25 protein-coding genes, 1 pseudogene and 1 riboswitch are annotated in these 16,973 nt (G+C 37.3%); of the genes and pseudogenes, 11 read left to right on the plus strand and 15 right to left on the minus strand.

The genetic code is table 11. The annotated features are described in order from the left end of the window. Positions 1-63 precede the first annotated feature (63 nt). Entirely contained in the window at positions 64-1,263 is a 1,200-nt protein-coding gene (locus FJR37_RS16790; RefSeq protein ID WP_053541048.1) for an argininosuccinate synthase, read from the minus strand. Between the two features lie 109 nt (positions 1,264-1,372). On the opposite strand from FJR37_RS16790, the gene FJR37_RS16795 reads away from it, so the two are divergent. Then, positions 1,373-2,359 (plus strand): glycosyltransferase family 2 protein, encoded by a 987-nt coding sequence (locus tag FJR37_RS16795; RefSeq protein WP_053541047.1) that lies wholly within the window; start codon positions 1,373-1,375, stop codon positions 2,357-2,359. 77 nt (positions 2,360-2,436) lie between these two features. Here the strand turns inward: FJR37_RS16795 and psbN are convergent, their stop codons facing one another. The 5 genes from psbN to FJR37_RS16820 form a co-directional block, all read right to left on the minus strand. Further along, positions 2,437-2,574 (minus strand): photosystem II reaction center protein PsbN, encoded by a 138-nt coding sequence (gene psbN / locus FJR37_RS16800; protein WP_027402855.1) that lies wholly within the window; start codon positions 2,572-2,574, stop codon positions 2,437-2,439. Positions 2,575-2,697: 123 nt separating this feature from the next. Beyond that, positions 2,698-3,342 carry an aminoacyl-tRNA hydrolase gene (gene pth, locus FJR37_RS16805; protein WP_168466588.1) on the minus strand — a complete coding sequence of 215 codons (645 nt, stop codon included), beginning with the start codon at positions 3,340-3,342 and terminating at the stop codon, positions 2,698-2,700. Beyond that, positions 3,339-3,599: a TatA/E family twin arginine-targeting protein translocase gene (locus FJR37_RS16810; RefSeq protein ID WP_015078234.1), complete on the minus strand. Its 261-nt coding sequence runs from the start codon at positions 3,597-3,599 to the stop codon at positions 3,339-3,341. Before FJR37_RS16810 ends, pth begins: the two co-directional genes overlap by 4 nt. Before the next feature lie 302 nt (positions 3,600-3,901). Further along, positions 3,902-4,105 carry a photosystem II reaction center phosphoprotein PsbH gene (gene psbH / locus FJR37_RS16815; RefSeq protein WP_015078233.1) on the minus strand — a complete coding sequence of 68 codons (204 nt, stop codon included), beginning with the start codon at positions 4,103-4,105 and terminating at the stop codon, positions 3,902-3,904. A 379-nt stretch (positions 4,106-4,484) separates the two neighbouring features. Further along, the gene (locus FJR37_RS16820; protein ID WP_015078232.1) at positions 4,485-4,910 is read right to left on the minus strand and encodes a GxxExxY protein; all 426 of its coding nucleotides are present in this window, start codon (positions 4,908-4,910) and stop codon (positions 4,485-4,487) included. A 419-nt stretch (positions 4,911-5,329) separates the two neighbouring features. Beyond that, positions 5,330-5,426: riboswitch (TPP riboswitch) on the plus strand. Positions 5,427-5,433: 7 nt separating this feature from the next. Here FJR37_RS16820 and thiC point away from each other — a divergent pair. Together thiC and FJR37_RS16830 are read left to right on the plus strand one after the other, a co-directional pair. Next, positions 5,434-6,807 (plus strand): phosphomethylpyrimidine synthase, encoded by a 1,374-nt coding sequence (gene thiC, locus FJR37_RS16825; RefSeq protein WP_168466589.1) that lies wholly within the window; start codon positions 5,434-5,436, stop codon positions 6,805-6,807. 76 nt (positions 6,808-6,883) lie between these two features. Next, complete coding sequence (locus FJR37_RS16830; RefSeq protein ID WP_168466590.1) at positions 6,884-7,066, plus strand: PCP reductase family protein; 183 nt, start codon at positions 6,884-6,886, stop codon at positions 7,064-7,066. A gap of 128 nt (positions 7,067-7,194) precedes the next feature. On the opposite strand, the gene FJR37_RS16835 is transcribed toward FJR37_RS16830, so the two are convergent. The 4 genes from FJR37_RS16835 to FJR37_RS16850 all read right to left on the minus strand — a co-directional run bounded on the left by FJR37_RS16835 (position 7,195) and on the right by FJR37_RS16850 (position 8,279). Further along, positions 7,195-7,491, minus strand: a complete 297-nt coding sequence (locus FJR37_RS16835; RefSeq protein ID WP_168466591.1) for a type II toxin-antitoxin system PemK/MazF family toxin — start codon at positions 7,489-7,491, stop codon at positions 7,195-7,197. Next, entirely contained in the window at positions 7,481-7,711 is a 231-nt protein-coding gene (locus FJR37_RS16840; RefSeq protein WP_039203280.1) for a hypothetical protein, read from the minus strand. Before FJR37_RS16840 ends, FJR37_RS16835 begins: the two co-directional genes overlap by 11 nt. Before the next feature lie 183 nt (positions 7,712-7,894). Further along, entirely contained in the window at positions 7,895-8,041 is a 147-nt protein-coding gene (locus FJR37_RS16845; RefSeq protein ID WP_174763440.1) for a hypothetical protein, read from the minus strand. Then, positions 8,031-8,279, minus strand: coding sequence for a hypothetical protein (locus FJR37_RS16850; RefSeq protein ID WP_039203265.1), 249 nt, complete (start codon positions 8,277-8,279; stop codon positions 8,031-8,033). Before FJR37_RS16850 ends, FJR37_RS16845 begins: the two co-directional genes overlap by 11 nt. Before the next feature lie 178 nt (positions 8,280-8,457). On the opposite strand from FJR37_RS16850, the gene FJR37_RS16855 reads away from it, so the two are divergent. From FJR37_RS16855 to FJR37_RS16865, 3 genes are all read left to right on the plus strand, one after another. Further along, the gene (locus FJR37_RS16855; RefSeq protein ID WP_371416129.1) at positions 8,458-8,976 is read left to right on the plus strand and encodes a hypothetical protein; all 519 of its coding nucleotides are present in this window, start codon (positions 8,458-8,460) and stop codon (positions 8,974-8,976) included. Positions 8,977-9,074: 98 nt separating this feature from the next. Continuing rightward, a complete protein-coding gene (locus FJR37_RS16860; protein WP_235335243.1) occupies positions 9,075-10,040 on the plus strand; it encodes a site-specific DNA-methyltransferase in 966 nt (321 codons plus the stop codon). Beyond that, positions 10,037-10,999 (plus strand): hypothetical protein, encoded by a 963-nt coding sequence (locus FJR37_RS16865; protein WP_039204745.1) that lies wholly within the window; start codon positions 10,037-10,039, stop codon positions 10,997-10,999. The genes FJR37_RS16860 and FJR37_RS16865 overlap by 4 nt, the downstream gene beginning before the upstream one ends. Before the next feature lie 262 nt (positions 11,000-11,261). Here FJR37_RS16865 and FJR37_RS16870 read toward each other — a convergent pair whose 3' ends face one another. Together FJR37_RS16870 and FJR37_RS16875 are read right to left on the minus strand one after the other, a co-directional pair. Further along, positions 11,262-11,603, minus strand: coding sequence for a DUF5615 family PIN-like protein (locus FJR37_RS16870; protein ID WP_039203262.1), 342 nt, complete (start codon positions 11,601-11,603; stop codon positions 11,262-11,264). Further along, positions 11,600-11,824 (minus strand): DUF433 domain-containing protein, encoded by a 225-nt coding sequence (locus tag FJR37_RS16875; RefSeq protein WP_174763442.1) that lies wholly within the window; start codon positions 11,822-11,824, stop codon positions 11,600-11,602. Before FJR37_RS16875 ends, FJR37_RS16870 begins: the two co-directional genes overlap by 4 nt. Before the next feature lie 57 nt (positions 11,825-11,881). Between FJR37_RS16875 and FJR37_RS16880 the strand changes: the two are divergent. Beyond that, positions 11,882-12,502, plus strand: a pseudogene (locus tag FJR37_RS16880) (hypothetical protein); the annotation flags it as partial. Between the two features lie 148 nt (positions 12,503-12,650). On the opposite strand, the gene FJR37_RS16885 reads toward FJR37_RS16880, so the two are convergent. Further along, the gene (locus FJR37_RS16885; RefSeq protein WP_039203258.1) at positions 12,651-13,898 is read right to left on the minus strand and encodes an OFA family MFS transporter; all 1,248 of its coding nucleotides are present in this window, start codon (positions 13,896-13,898) and stop codon (positions 12,651-12,653) included. Positions 13,899-14,191: 293 nt separating this feature from the next. Between FJR37_RS16885 and FJR37_RS16890 the strand changes: the two genes are divergently transcribed. Next, on the plus strand, positions 14,192-14,380 hold the full coding sequence (locus tag FJR37_RS16890; protein ID WP_039203257.1) for a hypothetical protein: 189 nt from the start codon (positions 14,192-14,194) through the stop codon (positions 14,378-14,380). Here FJR37_RS16890 and FJR37_RS16895 read toward each other — a convergent pair. Next, positions 14,377-15,501 (minus strand): pentapeptide repeat-containing protein, encoded by a 1,125-nt coding sequence (locus FJR37_RS16895; protein WP_052150084.1) that lies wholly within the window; start codon positions 15,499-15,501, stop codon positions 14,377-14,379. The two genes, FJR37_RS16890 and FJR37_RS16895, sit on opposite strands and share 4 nt — an antisense overlap. Before the next feature lie 22 nt (positions 15,502-15,523). After that, positions 15,524-15,730 carry a hypothetical protein gene (locus FJR37_RS16900; protein WP_168466592.1) on the minus strand — a complete coding sequence of 69 codons (207 nt, stop codon included), beginning with the start codon at positions 15,728-15,730 and terminating at the stop codon, positions 15,524-15,526. A gap of 19 nt (positions 15,731-15,749) precedes the next feature. On the opposite strand from FJR37_RS16900, the gene FJR37_RS16905 reads away from it, so the two are divergent. Genes FJR37_RS16905 through FJR37_RS16915 form a run of 3 tightly spaced genes read left to right on the plus strand, consistent with a single transcriptional unit; the run spans position 15,750 to position 16,610 of the window. Then, positions 15,750-15,962 carry a hypothetical protein gene (locus FJR37_RS16905; RefSeq protein ID WP_027402869.1) on the plus strand — a complete coding sequence of 71 codons (213 nt, stop codon included), beginning with the start codon at positions 15,750-15,752 and terminating at the stop codon, positions 15,960-15,962. 5 nt (positions 15,963-15,967) lie between these two features. Then, complete coding sequence (locus FJR37_RS16910) at positions 15,968-16,369, plus strand: hypothetical protein (protein WP_039203254.1); 402 nt, start codon at positions 15,968-15,970, stop codon at positions 16,367-16,369. Between the two features lie 13 nt (positions 16,370-16,382). Next, complete coding sequence (locus FJR37_RS16915) at positions 16,383-16,610, plus strand: hypothetical protein (protein ID WP_039203253.1); 228 nt, start codon at positions 16,383-16,385, stop codon at positions 16,608-16,610. The last annotated feature ends 363 nt before the right edge of the window (positions 16,611-16,973 follow it).

The raw sequence follows: 16,973 nt of genomic DNA on the forward strand, positions 1-16,973 counted from the left end.
CCCCCCTACTCCCCTACTCCCCTACTCCCCTACTCCCCCTACTCCCCCTACTCCCCCTACCCTTTACTTGTTGCCCTGCGCCCAAATGCGGGTAGGTAGTCCCCAAACGTAGATAAAGCCTTCTGCGGCTTTGTGATCAAATTGATCTTCTGCGCCGTAAGTGGCTAAATCGGGAGTGTAAAGAGTATTGTCACTCCAGCGCCCAACTATGACGGCGTTACCTTTGAAAAGTTTTAACCGCACTACACCGGAAACTCTTTCTTGTGTTTGTTGAATAAAGGCATCTAATGCTGCTTTGAGTGGACTATACCAAAGTCCGTTGTATACAATTTTGGTATAGGTTTCTTCTATGCCTCGTTTGTACTGAGTGACATCTGCTGTTAAGGTGAGGCTTTCTAAGTCACGGTGGGCGTTAATCAGAACTATCATGGCTGGTGATTCGTAGATTTCCCGTGATTTGATGCCTACTAAGCGGTTTTCAATCATGTCAATCCGCCCAATACCATGATTTCCCACGATTTTATTGAGTTGTTCAATTAACTCAACAGGCTCTTTTGATGTGCCATTGATAGTGGTAGGAAGCCCTTTTTGGAAACCAATTTCTAGATATTCCGGTTCATTGGGAGTATCAGCTATGGCTTTGGTCATTTCATAGATTTCTTCCGGTGGCTCGTTTGCTGGATCTTCTAATGTACCAGCTTCAATACTGCGACCTAGCAAGTTTTTATCTATACTGAAAGGAGAAGATTTTTTCACGGGTGCAGGAATACCAAATTTCTCACCATAGGCGATGGTTTGCTCCCGACTCATGCCCCATTCTCTGGCTGGTGCTAGAATTTTCAGGTTAGGGTTGAGGGCTGTACAGGAAACATCAAAGCGTACTTGGTCATTACCTTTGCCCGTACAACCATGAGCGATCGCATCTGCACCATATTTTGCAGCCGCCTCTACCAGTATCTTAGCAATCAAGGGACGAGCCAGGGCTGTACCAAGAGGATAGCGGTTTTCATAGAGCGCATTGGCTTGAATCGCCGGAAATGCGTAGTCTTTAACAAATATATCCTTAACATCCGCTACCAAGGATTCACTTGCACCGGATTTAAGAGCTTTTTCTCGAACTGGTTCTAATTCATCTCCCTGACCTAAATCTGCTGCTAGGGTAATTATCTCCTCTACTCCCCACTCTTGCTTGAGATAGGGAATGCAAACAGAAGTATCAACTCCACCAGAATATGCTAGAACAACCTTTTTAGCGCGACCCATGAATTTCTCCACTTAGGAAAACAAAGAATGAGTCATTATTATATCTGACTTGCCTAGCGTATATTTTTTTATGCAACCGTGACTTTGCTATATTTGTTTTATCCTAAATATGGGTAATAGTTTTTTGGGTGCAACTGTGTTTTTTAGTATTGTCATTCCTACATATAATCGGTTACCAATTTTGGAAAAGTGCCTCCGCGCTTTGGAGAGTCAGGAGTTTAGCAATAAAACTTATATAGAAGACTATGAAGTTGTGTTAGTAGATGATGGTTCTACTGATGGTACTTTAAATTGGTTAGCATTACATAAAGATGAGTTTCCCCACGTCCGCTGTTTTGAACAAAATCATGCAGGTCCAGCAGCAGCGCGAAATTTAGGGGTGGAAAAAGCGCAAGGTGACACAATTATTTTTATTGATAGTGACTTAGTGGTTTTGTCTAATTTCCTCCAAGCTCATACAAATGCTTTGGTACAGGGAAGGGAGAAATTAAGGAGCGATACCTCCGGTACACAATGCGATCGCTTTTTCACTTATGGTGCTGTAATTAATACTTGTAACTTCGCCAATCCTACGGCTGAACCTTATAAAATTACAGATTTTTCTGCTGCTTTCTTTGCTACGGGTAACGTGGCTATTCCCAAACATTGGTTAGAAGAGGCTGGGTTATTTGATAATGGTTTTCAACTTTATGGTTGGGAAGATTTAGAATTAGGTGTTAGGTTAAAAAACTTGGGTTTAAAATTAATTAAATGTCCTGAAGCTGTTGGGTATCACTGGCATCCACCATTTAGTTTACAGCAAATTCCTAAGTTAATTGATCAAGAAATTCAACGGGGACGCATGGGAGTTTTGTTTTATCAAAAACATCCTACTTGGGAAGTAAAAATGATGATTCAAATGACCTGGTTTCATCGTCTATTATGGGGGATTCTTTCTGTAAATGGATTATTGAATGAAAGAACTATGTCTCCGTTCTTACAATGGGTAATTAATATTGGTAAACCGCAATTGGCTTTGGAAATTGCCCGGATTTTCTTGAATTGGTATAATGTCAAGAGTGTTTATGCGGCTTATGCTGAAACAAAAAGTAAGTAAATCAAATTTATATACATCCTAGCTCATTAGGGTGGGCATTGCCCACCATGATCCATCATGTTAAATTAATAACCCTATTAATCATCGTGATCATCAAAAGGATCATCTAATTCCTGACTTGGAGGTCCAAAAGATGTATAAATTGCCATACCAGTAATAGCAACCAATGCCGAGCAAAAGGCAATTCCAAGCACCGTAGCGGGTTCTAAGTCCATAAATTTAGATACATATTATGAAAGCCATATTTATAGAATATTACAAAATTTAACTAATCGCACATTGTCCCGGAAGTCAGGAGTCAGGATTCCTAACTCCTCCTCTGAACAAGCAACCCCTCATCAAGAATCAATACCAGTAAAATTCTGGGTATTGCAAAGATTCATTGCCTTTTCTACTCCCTGTTTGAAACTAAATTCTCCACACTCAACAACAAAGTTTAAAACCTGAGACATAACTTTATTCTCAGCAGCGGAAAATCGTCCCAAAACATGAGAAACAGTATGAGAATTATCTCCATCTATTGCGCCCTTTGGTTTACCTATGCCAATTCGCAATCTGGGGAAATTTTGGGTATTTAGATGAGAAATAATGCTTTTCATGCCATTATGTCCACCCGCAGAACCGGATAAACGTAAGCGAGTTTTGCCCAAAGGTAAATCTAAATCATCATAAATTACTAATACTGATTCAGGCGGTATTTTGTACCAATTTGTCACAGCTTGAATAGCTTGTCCTGAAAGATTCATATAGGTTAAGGGTTTAAGCAAGCGGACTTTACCCTTACCGGCTGCATTCCCTTCACCAAAATCTCCTTGAAACTTGCGATTTTCAGCTAGAGAAATTTGCCAAGCCCGAGCTAGGGTATCTATAGCTGCAAAGCCAATATTATGACGAGTTTGGTCATATTTAGGCTCTGGGTTTCCCAGTCCGACAATTAGCTGGGGAATCACCACAGCCGTTGGTTTTACTTCTTCATCTTTCATCCTTGTACGTTTTCTGACTGGGTTTTTCCAGCTTCAATATGTTTATGCTCTAATTCAGCGGTTGTTTGCACAGTTTCTTTTAATTGTTCAGATTCTTTTTTGAACTCGCTTTGAAATTCATTAGAGGCCTCTTGAAAACTGCGAATCGTTTTCCCCAAACTGCGCCCAATTTCTGGTAACTTCTTCGGTCCAAAGATTAATAATGCAACTACCATAATGACACCCATTTCTGGTAAGCCGATACCAAATATATTCATTCTTCTCTCCTGTATACAGAAAAACCGCCACAACTACCTTATAGCTTTGGGATCTAGATTAATTTTATCGCTATTTTTAGGCATTTTTTTTGAATAATGAAAAAACTGGGACAAGCTAGGTAAAGTTTTATACTGCTCGGTTCAGGGTAAAAAGTCGTTATATCGTAGGTTGGGTTGACGTATGTTACCCAACAAAATTCTCGATCATGTTGGGTTTTGCTGTCGCTCAACCCAACCTACATTTCCTTAACCGAATAGTATTAGGATAGATGCTAATTATCAGCTTGATGACTGGATAGCCATTAGCCGCCTAAACTGCGCCAATCAACAAGCACGTCCTGAATTAACAGAGACTTGTTATAAACTTGCAGGATAATTAGCAGAAATACCAAAAATAAACCCATAAACACACCCATTAAAGGTGTTGTTCCCCAACCTGGAGACACTTTACCATACTCAGCATTTAAGGGTCTGAGAATATCTCCTAACTTAGTCCGTTGTGCCATAGTTCACCTAAGAATTAGTTACCAAAGCTTTTTTAAATTTTTTCAGACATTCCCAAACCTTTACAGGCTGGGGATTCTTGGTTTAAACTTACCTATTTTCGATTGACCTAATCACAGGTTTAACAGTTCGCATTTACTCATGTCTTTGTCACGAATAATTACCCAAGCTTTTATCCAGTGGTGGATAAGTTCCCGGTTGTCTCACGGTACATGGATGAATCCAAAAGCTGTTCTTAAATTATCGCAGTTTGTGATCTTTGTTTAGCGATATTGCCGGAGGTTTTCGCCACATTTACAAAAATACATGATTTTCGGTGTGTTGATGCGGTTATGGAGGAATTAACGAACCGCAGAGGCGCAGAGTACACAGAGGGAAGAGTTAGAGAGAGAGGGCTATGCGTTTGATACCGTCTTTGAGGAGGGGAACGTTAAAGTTGATGAGGAGTCCTAAAGTGCGCTTGGTTATTTTGAGGTAGGAGAGAAGTTGAGCTTCGTGAATGGGGGCTAGGGTTTGCACAGCTTTTAATTCTACAACTAAACAGTCTGCAACTAAAAAATCTAATCTACCTCTACCTACATCATGTCCTTTATATGTCAAGCTTATTGACTTCTCAACCTCATGATGTATACCCCGAATCATAAATTCAACAACCAGTGCCTCCTTATACACCTCCTCCAAAAACCCAGGACCTAAAACCCGGTGTACCTCAATAGCAGCCCCAATAACCTCCCCTGTAAGCCAACTCATCTCCTCTCCTAACTCTCTTCCCTCTGCGTCCTCTGCGCCTCTGCGGTTCGTTTTCATCATATAATCCTTGCAAAAACAACTAATTACCAAATTAACCCAATTATCACCTCTACCAAACCTCTTACCTCCGTGTCCTCTGCGTCTCTGTGGTTCGTATTCATTGTTACATCTTTACTAACAAAATGAAGAAGTAATATTTAATTTATTCACAGGCGAAAAACGCGAAAATGCTAAAGCCTTAATTAGAAACTATTGCTAACTTACCCGCCTAGCACTGAAGTGCAAGGCTAATAACAAAAGTCGTCTCAAGACGACTGAAAAAAGAAAAGATTTGAGTCCGTTTTAACGGACTTTCGCTATTAGCCTGGGGTTTCAACCCTAGACGGTTTGTGTAACCAACTACAAATCCTCCTTTCCCCATATCTTCACGATTTATCATCCCCCTCCCTCCAATCATCACCAAAATGCTACAATCTACACCATGCTAGGGGTGCTTGGGAAACCAAGCTGAGATCAAACCCTTAACACCTGAGTCTGGATAATACCAGCGGAGGGAAGCTGTTTATTTGAGGATTGTAATATGCGGACAGAATGGGTAGCCAAGCGACGTGGACAAGCTAACGTATCGCAAATGCACTACGCTCGTCAGGGTGTGATTACTGAAGAAATGGATTATGTAGCAAAGCGGGAAAAGCTGCCTGCTGAACTTATCCGCGCCGAAGTGGCACGGGGACGGATGATTATCCCTGCGAATATTAATCATACTAACTTAGAACCGATGGCCATTGGTATCGCTTCTAGTTGTAAAGTTAACGCCAATATCGGTGCTTCTCCCAACTCTTCTAACTTGCAGGAAGAAGTTGATAAACTCAACCTGGCGGTAAAATACGGTGCTGATACCGTGATGGATTTGTCCACAGGTGGCGGTAATTTAGATGAAATTCGTACCGCAATTATCAATGCTTCACCTGTTCCCATTGGTACAGTTCCAGTTTACCAAGCTTTAGAAAGCGTTCACGGCACTATCGAAAATCTCACCGCTGACGATTTTCTCCACATCATCGAAAAACACGCCCAGCAAGGGGTAGACTATCAAACTATCCACGCGGGAATTTTGATTGAACATCTACCTTTAGTTAGAAGCCGTCTGACAGGGATTGTTTCTCGTGGTGGCGGAATTTTGGCGCGGTGGATGTTGCATCACCACAAACAAAACCCCCTCTATACCCATTTTAACGACATCATTGAGATTTTCAAAAGATATGATGTTTCTTTCAGTTTGGGCGACTCCCTGCGCCCCGGATGTACCCATGATGCCTCAGATGAAGCCCAGTTGGCGGAACTGAAAACTCTGGGAAATCTCACCCGCAAAGCCTGGGAACATGATGTGCAAGTCATGGTGGAAGGTCCTGGTCACGTTCCTATGGATCAAATTGAATTCAATGTCCGTAAACAAATGGAAGAGTGTTCGGAAGCTCCTTTCTATGTTCTCGGTCCTTTGGTGACAGATATTGCCCCTGGTTATGATCATATTACCTCAGCTATTGGGGCAGCTATGGCGGGCTGGTATGGAACAGCAATGTTATGTTATGTGACACCTAAAGAACATTTAGGTTTACCTGATGCTGAAGATGTGCGGAATGGCTTAATTGCGTATAAAATTGCGGCTCATGCTGCGGATATTGCGAGACATCGCCCTGGTGCTAGAGATAGAGATGATGAACTTTCTAAAGCTCGCTATAATTTCGACTGGAATCGTCAATTTGAGTTATCTTTAGACCCCGAAAGAGCGAAGGAATATCACGACGAAACTTTACCGGCAGATATCTATAAAACTGCTGAGTTTTGTTCAATGTGTGGACCTAAGTTCTGTCCAATGCAGACTAAAGTTGATGCTGATGCTTTAACTGAGTTGGAGAAGTTTTTGGCTAAAGAACCTGTAGCGCAAGGTTAAGCACTAAATAACAAGATCCCTGACTTCTCCAAGAAGTCGGGGATCTGAGAACATCAAAATTAAACCCTAAAAATCCATGAGTGAACAAATTAAATGGACTGCTGAAGCTGAAGTTAAACTCAAAGATATTCCTTTTTTTGTGCGTCCTTTTGCTCGTAAAAAGATTGAAAATTATGCTCAAGAGAATAGTATATTTCTAATCACTTTTGAAGTTTATGAACAGGCTAAAAAACTATTTAATAAGAATTATAATAGTTAATTAACATTATTTTAGGTGATTTGTTAGATCGTCATTTTTACAAGATGCAGAAACGCTATTTTAGAAAAAACACCAAGTTAAATTTCTAATGTATGTCTGAGTGCTGCATCTACTAAAGACATTTCTGATCAAAAACCAATAACTTTATCAATTTCTGTATCTAAAACAGTTGCTAGATTGTCTGTCATAATAACAGAATCAGTAATTAATCCCGTTTGTTTTCCTTCTGGTATTGCTATATTCACAAATACTCTACTAGGGTGTCCAGCATGGGAAACATTACTGGTAACCATAGCTATAATAGTTTGCGATAAACCAGTACCAATATTGTTAGATTGAACAACTAAAGCAGGACGACGTTTAGCAGTTTTTAAGTTTGAGTCTGGGAACAATACCAGCACTACTGAACCACGATTATAAGGCATCGTAAACTTCCATTTCTGGTTGTTCCCAATCTTGAGCAAAACATTGTAATCTAGCTCTTAATTTTGCGGATTGTTCTTCATTAATTCCGCGAGATGACAAATCTACAGAAGTATTTGCATCGAGAAAAGTTACAATTACTCGCGCTGTATTTATGCCTGTTGGCGTTTCTGTTAGCTCAATTTTCCCGTCTTTGTAAATGCCTTCGATTGACTGTAACATTAGTTTAATTTTTAGAGGATGTAAACTACTATTAAAAGTATAATCATTATCTTTAGGATCTCGACATTCACTGATTTGTTCAGTAACATTAATAAACTCGATAGTTTCTACTAAATTATCTATTAATTCCCTCCGTCTTTCTAATGTAATATAACGGTTGAATTTTGGTCTTGATAAAACTTCTTATAATTCGGCAAAAACAGCAGCACTTAACAAGATAATACCTACATCTTGAGCTTTATCTAATGCCTGACGTGGTTTACTTTGACTAAATAAAAATGCACTTACGAAAACATTTGTATCAAATACAAAACGGCGTTTATTTATCATCTTGCAAAATAGATTCTAAAATTTCAGGAGTTAAACCATTAGCTTGTGCCTCTTGACTAGCTTTATCCATTGTGTTTCTAAGTTTTTGAAGTGCTTCTTTACTATTTTTCAATAAATTTGACTCCATAATTAATGCTAACTTTAGCTGAATTTGTTCCTGTTCTTCCTTAGTGCTGCGACGATAAGCTTCAGCAATATTTGATGGTACTTTGATGATTATTTCTTCTATCGTATTCATATTCTTACCATTTTTATTCTTCCTATTCGACAATTATAATCTAATTTTTGAATTGCTGCTGGTTTTTGTCAATTAGTTTAACTTGTGGGGGTAAACCACTTTTCAAACTATGCTTTCGGTAGTATAATAATTATTATACAATATTTTTCATGTTTAGTGTAATTTTTGATATAATCAAATGACTCGACAATCTCATGATCAATTCGCTAAGGAATATCTAGAGGAATTATTAACACCTTTAGGAACAATTAAAAAAAGCGAAAAGGTTAAAAGTGAAGTTCAAGAAATTGATGTTTGGTTTGAACCCTTTTCTGATCAAAATCAGGAAAATCTACCTTTGGGTTTATTAGGGAAGATGGCAAAAACTCAATGTTTATTTGAGCCTTTTCGCAATCCACCATCAGAAATAGAAATTCGCAGTTGTTTACTTAAATTATATGCTGTTCATGGCGATGTAGTTAGGAAAGCAAAACGCGAAAACAGAAATATTGCTGAATCAGATTTACCGATTTTATGGATTTTAACACCAACTTTTTCATCTCGGACGATTGCGGGTTTAGGTGCAACTGAAATTGCAGAAGATTGGGTTCAAGGTGTTTATTTTCTGCCGAATATTCTGAAAACTCAATTACTTCTTTCTTTGAGTAATTTATCGCGTGACGAATTGTTGCAAAGATTGAGTAATGAGGCAGTTTAGGATAGTATATTTTTTGGCAGTTTGAGGAGGTTTCCCAAACTGCTGATGCGTTGAGTAATTTTTAATACTGTTTATTAAATTTGTGAGGATAGATGAGATTGAGCAATTCTAATAATGCATTAAATGTAATACAACAGTCTCTAAATCTTGGAGTTGTAGAGGCACAAATTAGTGAACCAAAATTACTACCACTAACAGAAGGATTCCAACTACAATATACCCATCCTCACGGACAAATTTATCAAGGTAATTCGCTAGATTGGCTGGCATCTCTTGATTCAGAAAGCGTTGATCTAGTTTTTGCTGACCCACCTTATAACATTAAAAAAGCTGAATGGGATAATTTTGAGAACCAAGAACAATATATCGAGTGGTCAATTCAATGGATTAGTCAAGCTTCACGTATTCTCAAGTCTACTGGATCTCTTTACGTTTGTGGTTTTTCCGAAATCTTAGCTGATTTAAAATATTCAGTATCCAAATATTTCAAAAATTGTCGTTGGTTAATTTGGCACTATAAAAACAAGGCTAATTTAGGTAGTAATTGGGGACGATCACATGAAAGTATTATTCATTTTCGTAAATCAGATCAAGCGAAAATTAATATTGACGATGTGCGAATTCCTTATGGCGCACATACATTAAAGTATCCCTCTCATCCCCAAGCAGAAACAAGTGCTTATGGAAAAGGTAAAACTAAAAAACATAATAACTGGACACCTAACCCAAAAGGTGCAAAACCTAAAGATGTAATAGAAATTCCTACTACTTGTAACGGGATGGGTGAAACAACACCTCATCCAACTCAAAAGCCAGAAGAATTATTAAGAAAATTTGTTCTTGCATCATCTCACGAAGGAGATTTGATTATTGATCCATTTTCAGGATCGGGAACAACTATTGTAGTTGCAGAACAACTTAACCGTCGTTGGATGGGATGTGATCTCAATATTGAGTATAATAATTGGGCAATTCAAAGATTAGCAAATGTCCGCCGCATGACCAAGGAAGAATGGATCGCCTTTGATCGCAAAAATTCAGAACGCAGGGAGTCTATTCGATGAGGTTAGAAGATTTAGTAAATCATGTAGTGGACAAAGAAAATTTTCAGACTATCCAAAACTACATTTCCTTTTGCAGAAACTATCTAGAATTTATAGCCAATGGCTTACAAGCTAGAATAGTTTCACAAAATGAAAATCATTACCAATTTTATCAATATACAAATGATGGTCATTACAATATAACTCGCCCAATCAATACTAACTTAATGTATGATGCTGGAATATTTGAGATTGCTTATAATCAGTTTTTGCAAGTTATTGAGCAGTTGAGAGATAGACAGTTGCCAGAGGAATCGTTACGGCAGGTTTTAATCTGTACAATCTATACGCTCCAGCAGACTATTGGTGCTACACTAGATGCTTTACCTTCTGGAAAGTCTAACCAAGCTCGTAAAGTTAATGGGGATCTTTTTGAGCGTCTAATTCGTCTGCTTATTGCATATCTCAATATAGATTGTGTTTCTGGAACAATACAAGTGCCTATTAGAGACGATAACGGAGTAATTTTGTTTAATACAACCTATCAACATGACTTATTGATTAGTGAAGACAATGAACTCAAGATTATTGGTTCGGTTAAAACTTCAAGTAAAGACCGTATTGATAAAATTTTTGTAGATAAGTTTTTATATAACAAGCTAACTAGCACTGATTTACCTCACATTGCAATTTTTTTAAATGATGTACAAAGAAAGAAAACAAAGCAACAAAATCGCTATGGGATTAACGCAACGTTTTTGCCAGGACACTTCAAAGCTTACACTATCAAATTAAATCCACTTGATGGTGTATATTACTGTGATATTCGCCCAAACATGATTACAGATGGATTGATCTCTCAACATATTCAAACTATTGATAATTTCTTTTATCGTGATATTTGGAATTTGCTAAGTAGTCATGGACAGTCTTTAGAAGAAGTTGAAATAGAGGAAGGTGAAAATAGGGAAAGCGAATAATATTTATTTTTTTTGCATTTGAGTTTAAGTAATAAAACACAATATTTTAAACATTAATTGTCGTTTTTATAGGCAGGGTTTATTTCTTAACTCAGCTTTGAGAAAATTTATAAACTGACAAATCAGTGATTGTGCGATAGCGAAGCACTCCGTAGGAATCGCTTATGGTGAGATTTTGGGAAGTGCGATCGCTTATAGGATGATTTTGAGGAGTGCGATAGCGAAGCGCACCGAAGGTATCGCTTTGAGATAAAGTAATTATTTACCGACTATTACTAATTTCCACAATCATTTCTCCTTGCCGTAATTGTTCCAAAGCATCAGGTAAAGTAATTCTCAGAAGTTGACGCAAATTGCGATTCGTCACATTTCCACAAGTTAACCAAAGAATTTGAGGAGGTATTCCTAACCGACAAACCAAATCAACAAAATCACTATCTTTAGTCATGATTATGACATTAGCGATTTTTGCAGATTCAAAAATTTCGATATCTTTAGCATCACGTAAACCAATATCTCTTAATGAAAATGCTTCTATAGCAAAAGTATCTGTTACCCAAATTGCCAATGTTGGTGGTAACTGTGCATCAATCCAAATTTTCATGCTGTCAACCGCACAAAATCAGTCCGTCGTGCAGCAAACACAAGACAAGCTTGGATATCTTCCGCTTCTAAATCAGGAAAGTCTTCTAAAATTTCGCTAACGCTGACATTTTCTGCTAACATTTCTAAAATGTCGCTAACTCTAATTCTCATTCCGCGAATGCAAGGACGACCCCCACATTGACCAGGTATTTGTGTAATACGAGTTAATAATTCGTTCATTGAGTTAATTAGTGATTTTCATAAAGAATATTGTACCATTATTTTTGATATAATTAAATGACTCGACAATCTCATGATCAATTCGCTAAGGAATATCTAGAGGAATTATTAACACCTTTAGGAACAATTAAAAAAAGCGAAAAGGTTAAAAGTGAAGTTCAAGAAATTGATGTTTGGTTTGAACCATTTTCTGCTCAAATTCAGGAAAATCTCCCTTTAGGTTTATTAGGGAAGATGGCAAAAAATCAATGTTTATTTGACCATTTTCGCAATCCACCATCGGAAATAGAAATTCGTAGTTGTTTACTTAAATTATATGCTGTTTATGGTGATGTAGTTAGGAAAGCAAAACGCGAAAACAGAAATATTACTGAATCAGAATTACTGATTTTATGGATTTTAACACCAACTTTTTCATCTCGGATGATTGCGGGTTTAGGTGCAAATGAAATTGTAGAAGATTGGATTGAAGGTGTTTATTTTCTGCCGAATATTCTGAAAACAGCAATAGTTGTTATTCATCAATTACCAGAAAATGAGGATACATTATGGTTGAGAGTTTTGGGGAAAGGAGGAACACAAAAAAGAGCGGTAGAGGAATTAACTGAATTACCAGAAAATAACCCTTTTCGAGAGAATTTGTTAGAAATTTTAGCGGACTGGCGCAAGAATTTAGAATCAACAAGACCCCCGATTTCTTGAAGAAGTCGGGGATCTAAAATCTAATTATGGGTTATCAGTAATAAACTGATATAGGAAGGTGGGTACTTTCCCAATATAAATTGTGGAAAGCACAAGCCAAGAGGGGATATCGAAAACGAACAAATTATGTTACTAAATCGGCACTGGTAGAATTGCGTTTCAGCGTGAATACAGCCAAGATAATTCCCACAATTGCTAATCCCGCAGTTGGATAAAAGAAATTAGTGTAACTGCCGAAAATGTCTCTAATTTTGCCAGCTAATAAAGTTCCACCCAAAGCCCCCATACCGTAAGCAGTGAAGACAATACCGTAATTTTTGGCGTAGTCTTGGGGTTGAAATATGATTAAAGTGGAAGTAGGAGCGATCGCTAACCAACCCCCCAAAGCCAAGTAAAATAGTGAAAAAGCGACTATATAAGTGAGTACACTTCCCTTTCCAGCACTCAGCATCATAATCGAGGCAATCAAAATGAAAACAAAGGAAACAATTGCCGCTAACTTTGGCGTAAATTTGTCCGTGAACCACCCAAAAAATAACCGCCCCGCACCATTAAAGACAGCGAACAGGGAGACTGTATTTGCGGCTGTTGCTGCATCCAATTTAATAATTTCCTGTGCTAGAGGACTAGAAATACCAATAGCTGCCAGTCCGGCAAAAGAACCAATGGTATAACAAAACCATAAGCCATAAAAACTGGAAGTCTGAAGAATTGATCCTGAAGTTTTAGTATGGGAATTTGCTTGAACAGCTACAGGTGGAGTCCATCCTTCCGGTTGCCAACCTTGGGGAGGAGTTGTGAGGACAGTAGAAATAGCGGTAATAATAGCTGCAAAAGCAATACCTAAAATTACAAAAGTTTGCCGAACTCCAAAAGCATCTATTAGAAACTTTGCCAAGGGTGCAGTAATTAAAGGTGACAAACCAAACCCAATCACAGTAGCACCAACAGCCAAACCTTTTTTATCGGGAAACCACTTAGCTACCACAGCCAACGGTACACCGTAAGTGATACCCACACCCATACCAGCAATTACACCATAGGTAATAGTTAGTGTGGAAATATTGCCACCCAAACTAGAGAGAATATAACCTAATGCCGTAATTAACCCACCAACACCTGTAATCAGACGAGTATCAAAACGATTGATATAAAAGCCAGTGATTGGCATTAAAATTGCGAAGACAACCAACAGCACAGTAAATGGCAACAGGCTATCAGTGGCACCTACATTGAGAAGTTTTTCTAAAGGTTTTCTAAAAATACTCCAAGAATAAACTGTACCCAAGCACAGCAGGATAGTGATACTTAGAGGTATCAGTAGCCATCGCCCTTTCTCAGCAGGCATACCAAACAATTGTACTTTTTCCATTTGTTGTTATGTGAATAAGGGTCTTGTTATGTGAATAAGGGAAATAATTTTTTTTCTAGTATCTCACTTTTTGGCTAAATTAACACCAACTCAGTTACTTCTTTCTTTGGGTAATTTATCCCGTGAAGAGTTGTTACAAAGATTGAGTAGTGAGGAAAGTTAGTATAATATATTTTTTGGCAGTTTGAGGATATTTCCCAAACTGCTCAAAAATAAATGTATCATTGAAATAAGTTGACAAAATTTCCTTTTCAAACCCGTGTTATGATACTTTGATATATAGGAAAAAGGCTATGACTGCTTTAGTACAAGAACTTCTGAATAAATTCGACCGTTTGACAGAATCAGAACGGTTAGATTTGGTATTAGAGATTTTAAAGCGGACAGTTGATTTAGATTTTTCGCCCTTATCTGATGAAGATTTAGTCATGAATGCTGAGGCACTTTTTCTTGATTTAGATGAGGAAGAAACGACCTATTAATCTTGAAAATATCTTGCTTTAATTTCTGGATGTTCTGCTAAGAAGCGTTCTATTTCTAAATATGACCATCGTTCTACTTCAAAACCTTTATCTTCCTTCAGGGTATCCAGTTTATCATGTAATGTAGCGTCAATTATGCCACTAGTAAGTATACAAAAACCTTCTGCATTATATTGATCTAACATATCACGAATATTTGGAACTTTTGAACTTCCAAGAGATCCCTTATCACTTTTTAATTTGCACTGAGCTATCCATTTGATAGGCTTTTTATTAATATCTGTACGTTCAAATACAATATCTCTACCACCATCACGAGAGCGAGAGTTACCCATTTTGCATATATCAGTTAACTTTAAATTATGTTGTTTTATCAGAATATCGTAGCAAAGCTCTTCAAATTTTTCATCATTTAATTGATTCCAAGAACATGATATATCATCAAATGTTGTAAATTTTGCTCCTTCTGTTTTAGAATAAGTTAAGTCTACTCCATATAAATTTATATATCGTAAATCAGCATTAGTAAAATCTGCTCCTTCTAAATTAGCTTCTATTAAAATTGCATATCGTAAATCAGCATTAGTAAAATTTGCCCCTCTTAAATCAGCACTGTGAAAATTAGCACAATATAAGTTAGTATTTGTAAAATTAGTATTTTTACAATCAGCAAGATATAAAATAGAAAAACTTAAATTTAACCTTGTGAGGTCTAAATTTTTCAGGCAAGAATTACTTAAATCTCTACATAAACGATAATCATTATAAGATGAATTAAGTTTAAATAAAGAAAGTTGCTCATATTTCTCTTCTCTAGGTTTTGATTTTTTATTAATCAATTCCCAGACTAGATACCATTTATGATCTAATTTTGTCTCGTTATCAATTAGCGTACCAGTTAAAATTGCTAAATCTAAATTAGCACCATTTAAATTAGCACTACTTAAATTAGCATCACTCAAATCAGCATTTCTTAAATATATACCAATCAAATTAGCACCACTTAAATCAGCGCACCTTAAATCGGCATTACTTAGGTCAGCATCACTTAAGTCAGCTTTTCTGAGGTCGGCATTTCTTAAATCAGTACCACTTAAGTTATGACTACTTAGATTAGACATAGGTTTTATATTTTAAGTCAGCTTAAATAACATGAGGAATCTGATAAATCAGTGCTTGTGTGATTTTGGAAATGCGATCGCTTGTAGGATGATTCTGGGGAGTGCGATAGCGAAGCGCTCCGTGGGAATCGCTTGTAGGATGATTCTGGGGAGTGCGATAGCGAAGCGCACCGAAGGTATCGCTATTAGATAAAATAGAATAAGATAATTCTGACTCTACATATCTCAAACACATCCAGTAGGAAAATATGACATTAACCGAGTTACTTCCGTCAATTAAACAACTTTCAGCACCAGAAAAACTCAAATTAATTCGCATCCTTGCAGAAGATTTGGACACTGCTGAAGACATTTCTCCATTAGAACCCTTTAAAACATATCACCTACCAACGCCTTATAATAACTTTGGTGCAGGAGAAATTCTCATGGAAGCACTAAATCAATCAATTTATAATGATTAAATTTTATGCGGTTTAAGTATTCAACAAGCCACCCCAGCCAAAACGAATTTGATAGTTTACCAAGAGTTCTATTAGTTTTGCGTCGAGGAGATCAAATAGTAGAAGCAATTGGTTTAGTAGATAGTGGTGCGACTATCAACGTTTTACCTTATGAAATAGGTCTTCAATTAGGCGGAGTATGGGATGAAAGCAAAGCCATTATCCAATTAGCAGGTAATATCAGTCAAGCAGCAATGCCATTTTTCGCAAATGCTGAAATAGGTGAATTTCCCTCAGTTAGATTGGCTTTTGCATGGGTGAGTAAACCAAATGCACCCTTAATTTTGGGACAAACTAACTTTTTTATGGAATTTGATGTTTCTTTCTATCGTTCCCAACTGGAATTTGAGATTAAACCTAAATCGTAGTAAAATAACCTCTATGTCCCTACAAAAACTGAAAGAGCAAGCCTTTCAACTACCAGAAAGCGATCGCTTAGAACTCGTCCGTGCAATCATTGAATCATTGCAAAATCAACCCAGTCAAAAATCAGAACTGACTAGCATTATTAAACAAATGAAAGGTTTATTAAAAACCAATCAACCAGCACCAACCGATGAACAGATAAAAGCAATGTTAGAAGAACATCGAGTGGAGAAGTATCTTTAATGAAAATTCTCATTGATACTAATATTATTTTAAGTAGGTGAACACAATAAAACCAAACTGTGTAAAGAAATGTAAAATCGCCCAAACCCTCTTCACTCTCGCCTCTTCACTCTTGCCTCTTCACTCTTGCCTCTTGCCTCTTGCCTCTTGCCTTTTGCCTTTTGCCTTGCCATAACGACAATTTTCAACACTCACCTACTTAGATTACTTGTTAGAGCGAGAACCATTTTTGCAAGATGCAGAAATGTTATTTCAAGGAATTGATTCTAGAAAATTAGGTTCTTCGGTTATTTTTATGGAAAACCTGGTTCAAAATCATTGAAAGTCCTATTGTGTAGGCATTTCATTAAAAATATCATCTCA

It is taken from the genome of Aphanizomenon sp. UHCC 0183, from assembly GCF_009712065.1.
Lineage (GTDB): Bacteria > Cyanobacteriota > Cyanobacteriia > Cyanobacteriales > Nostocaceae > Dolichospermum > Dolichospermum heterosporum.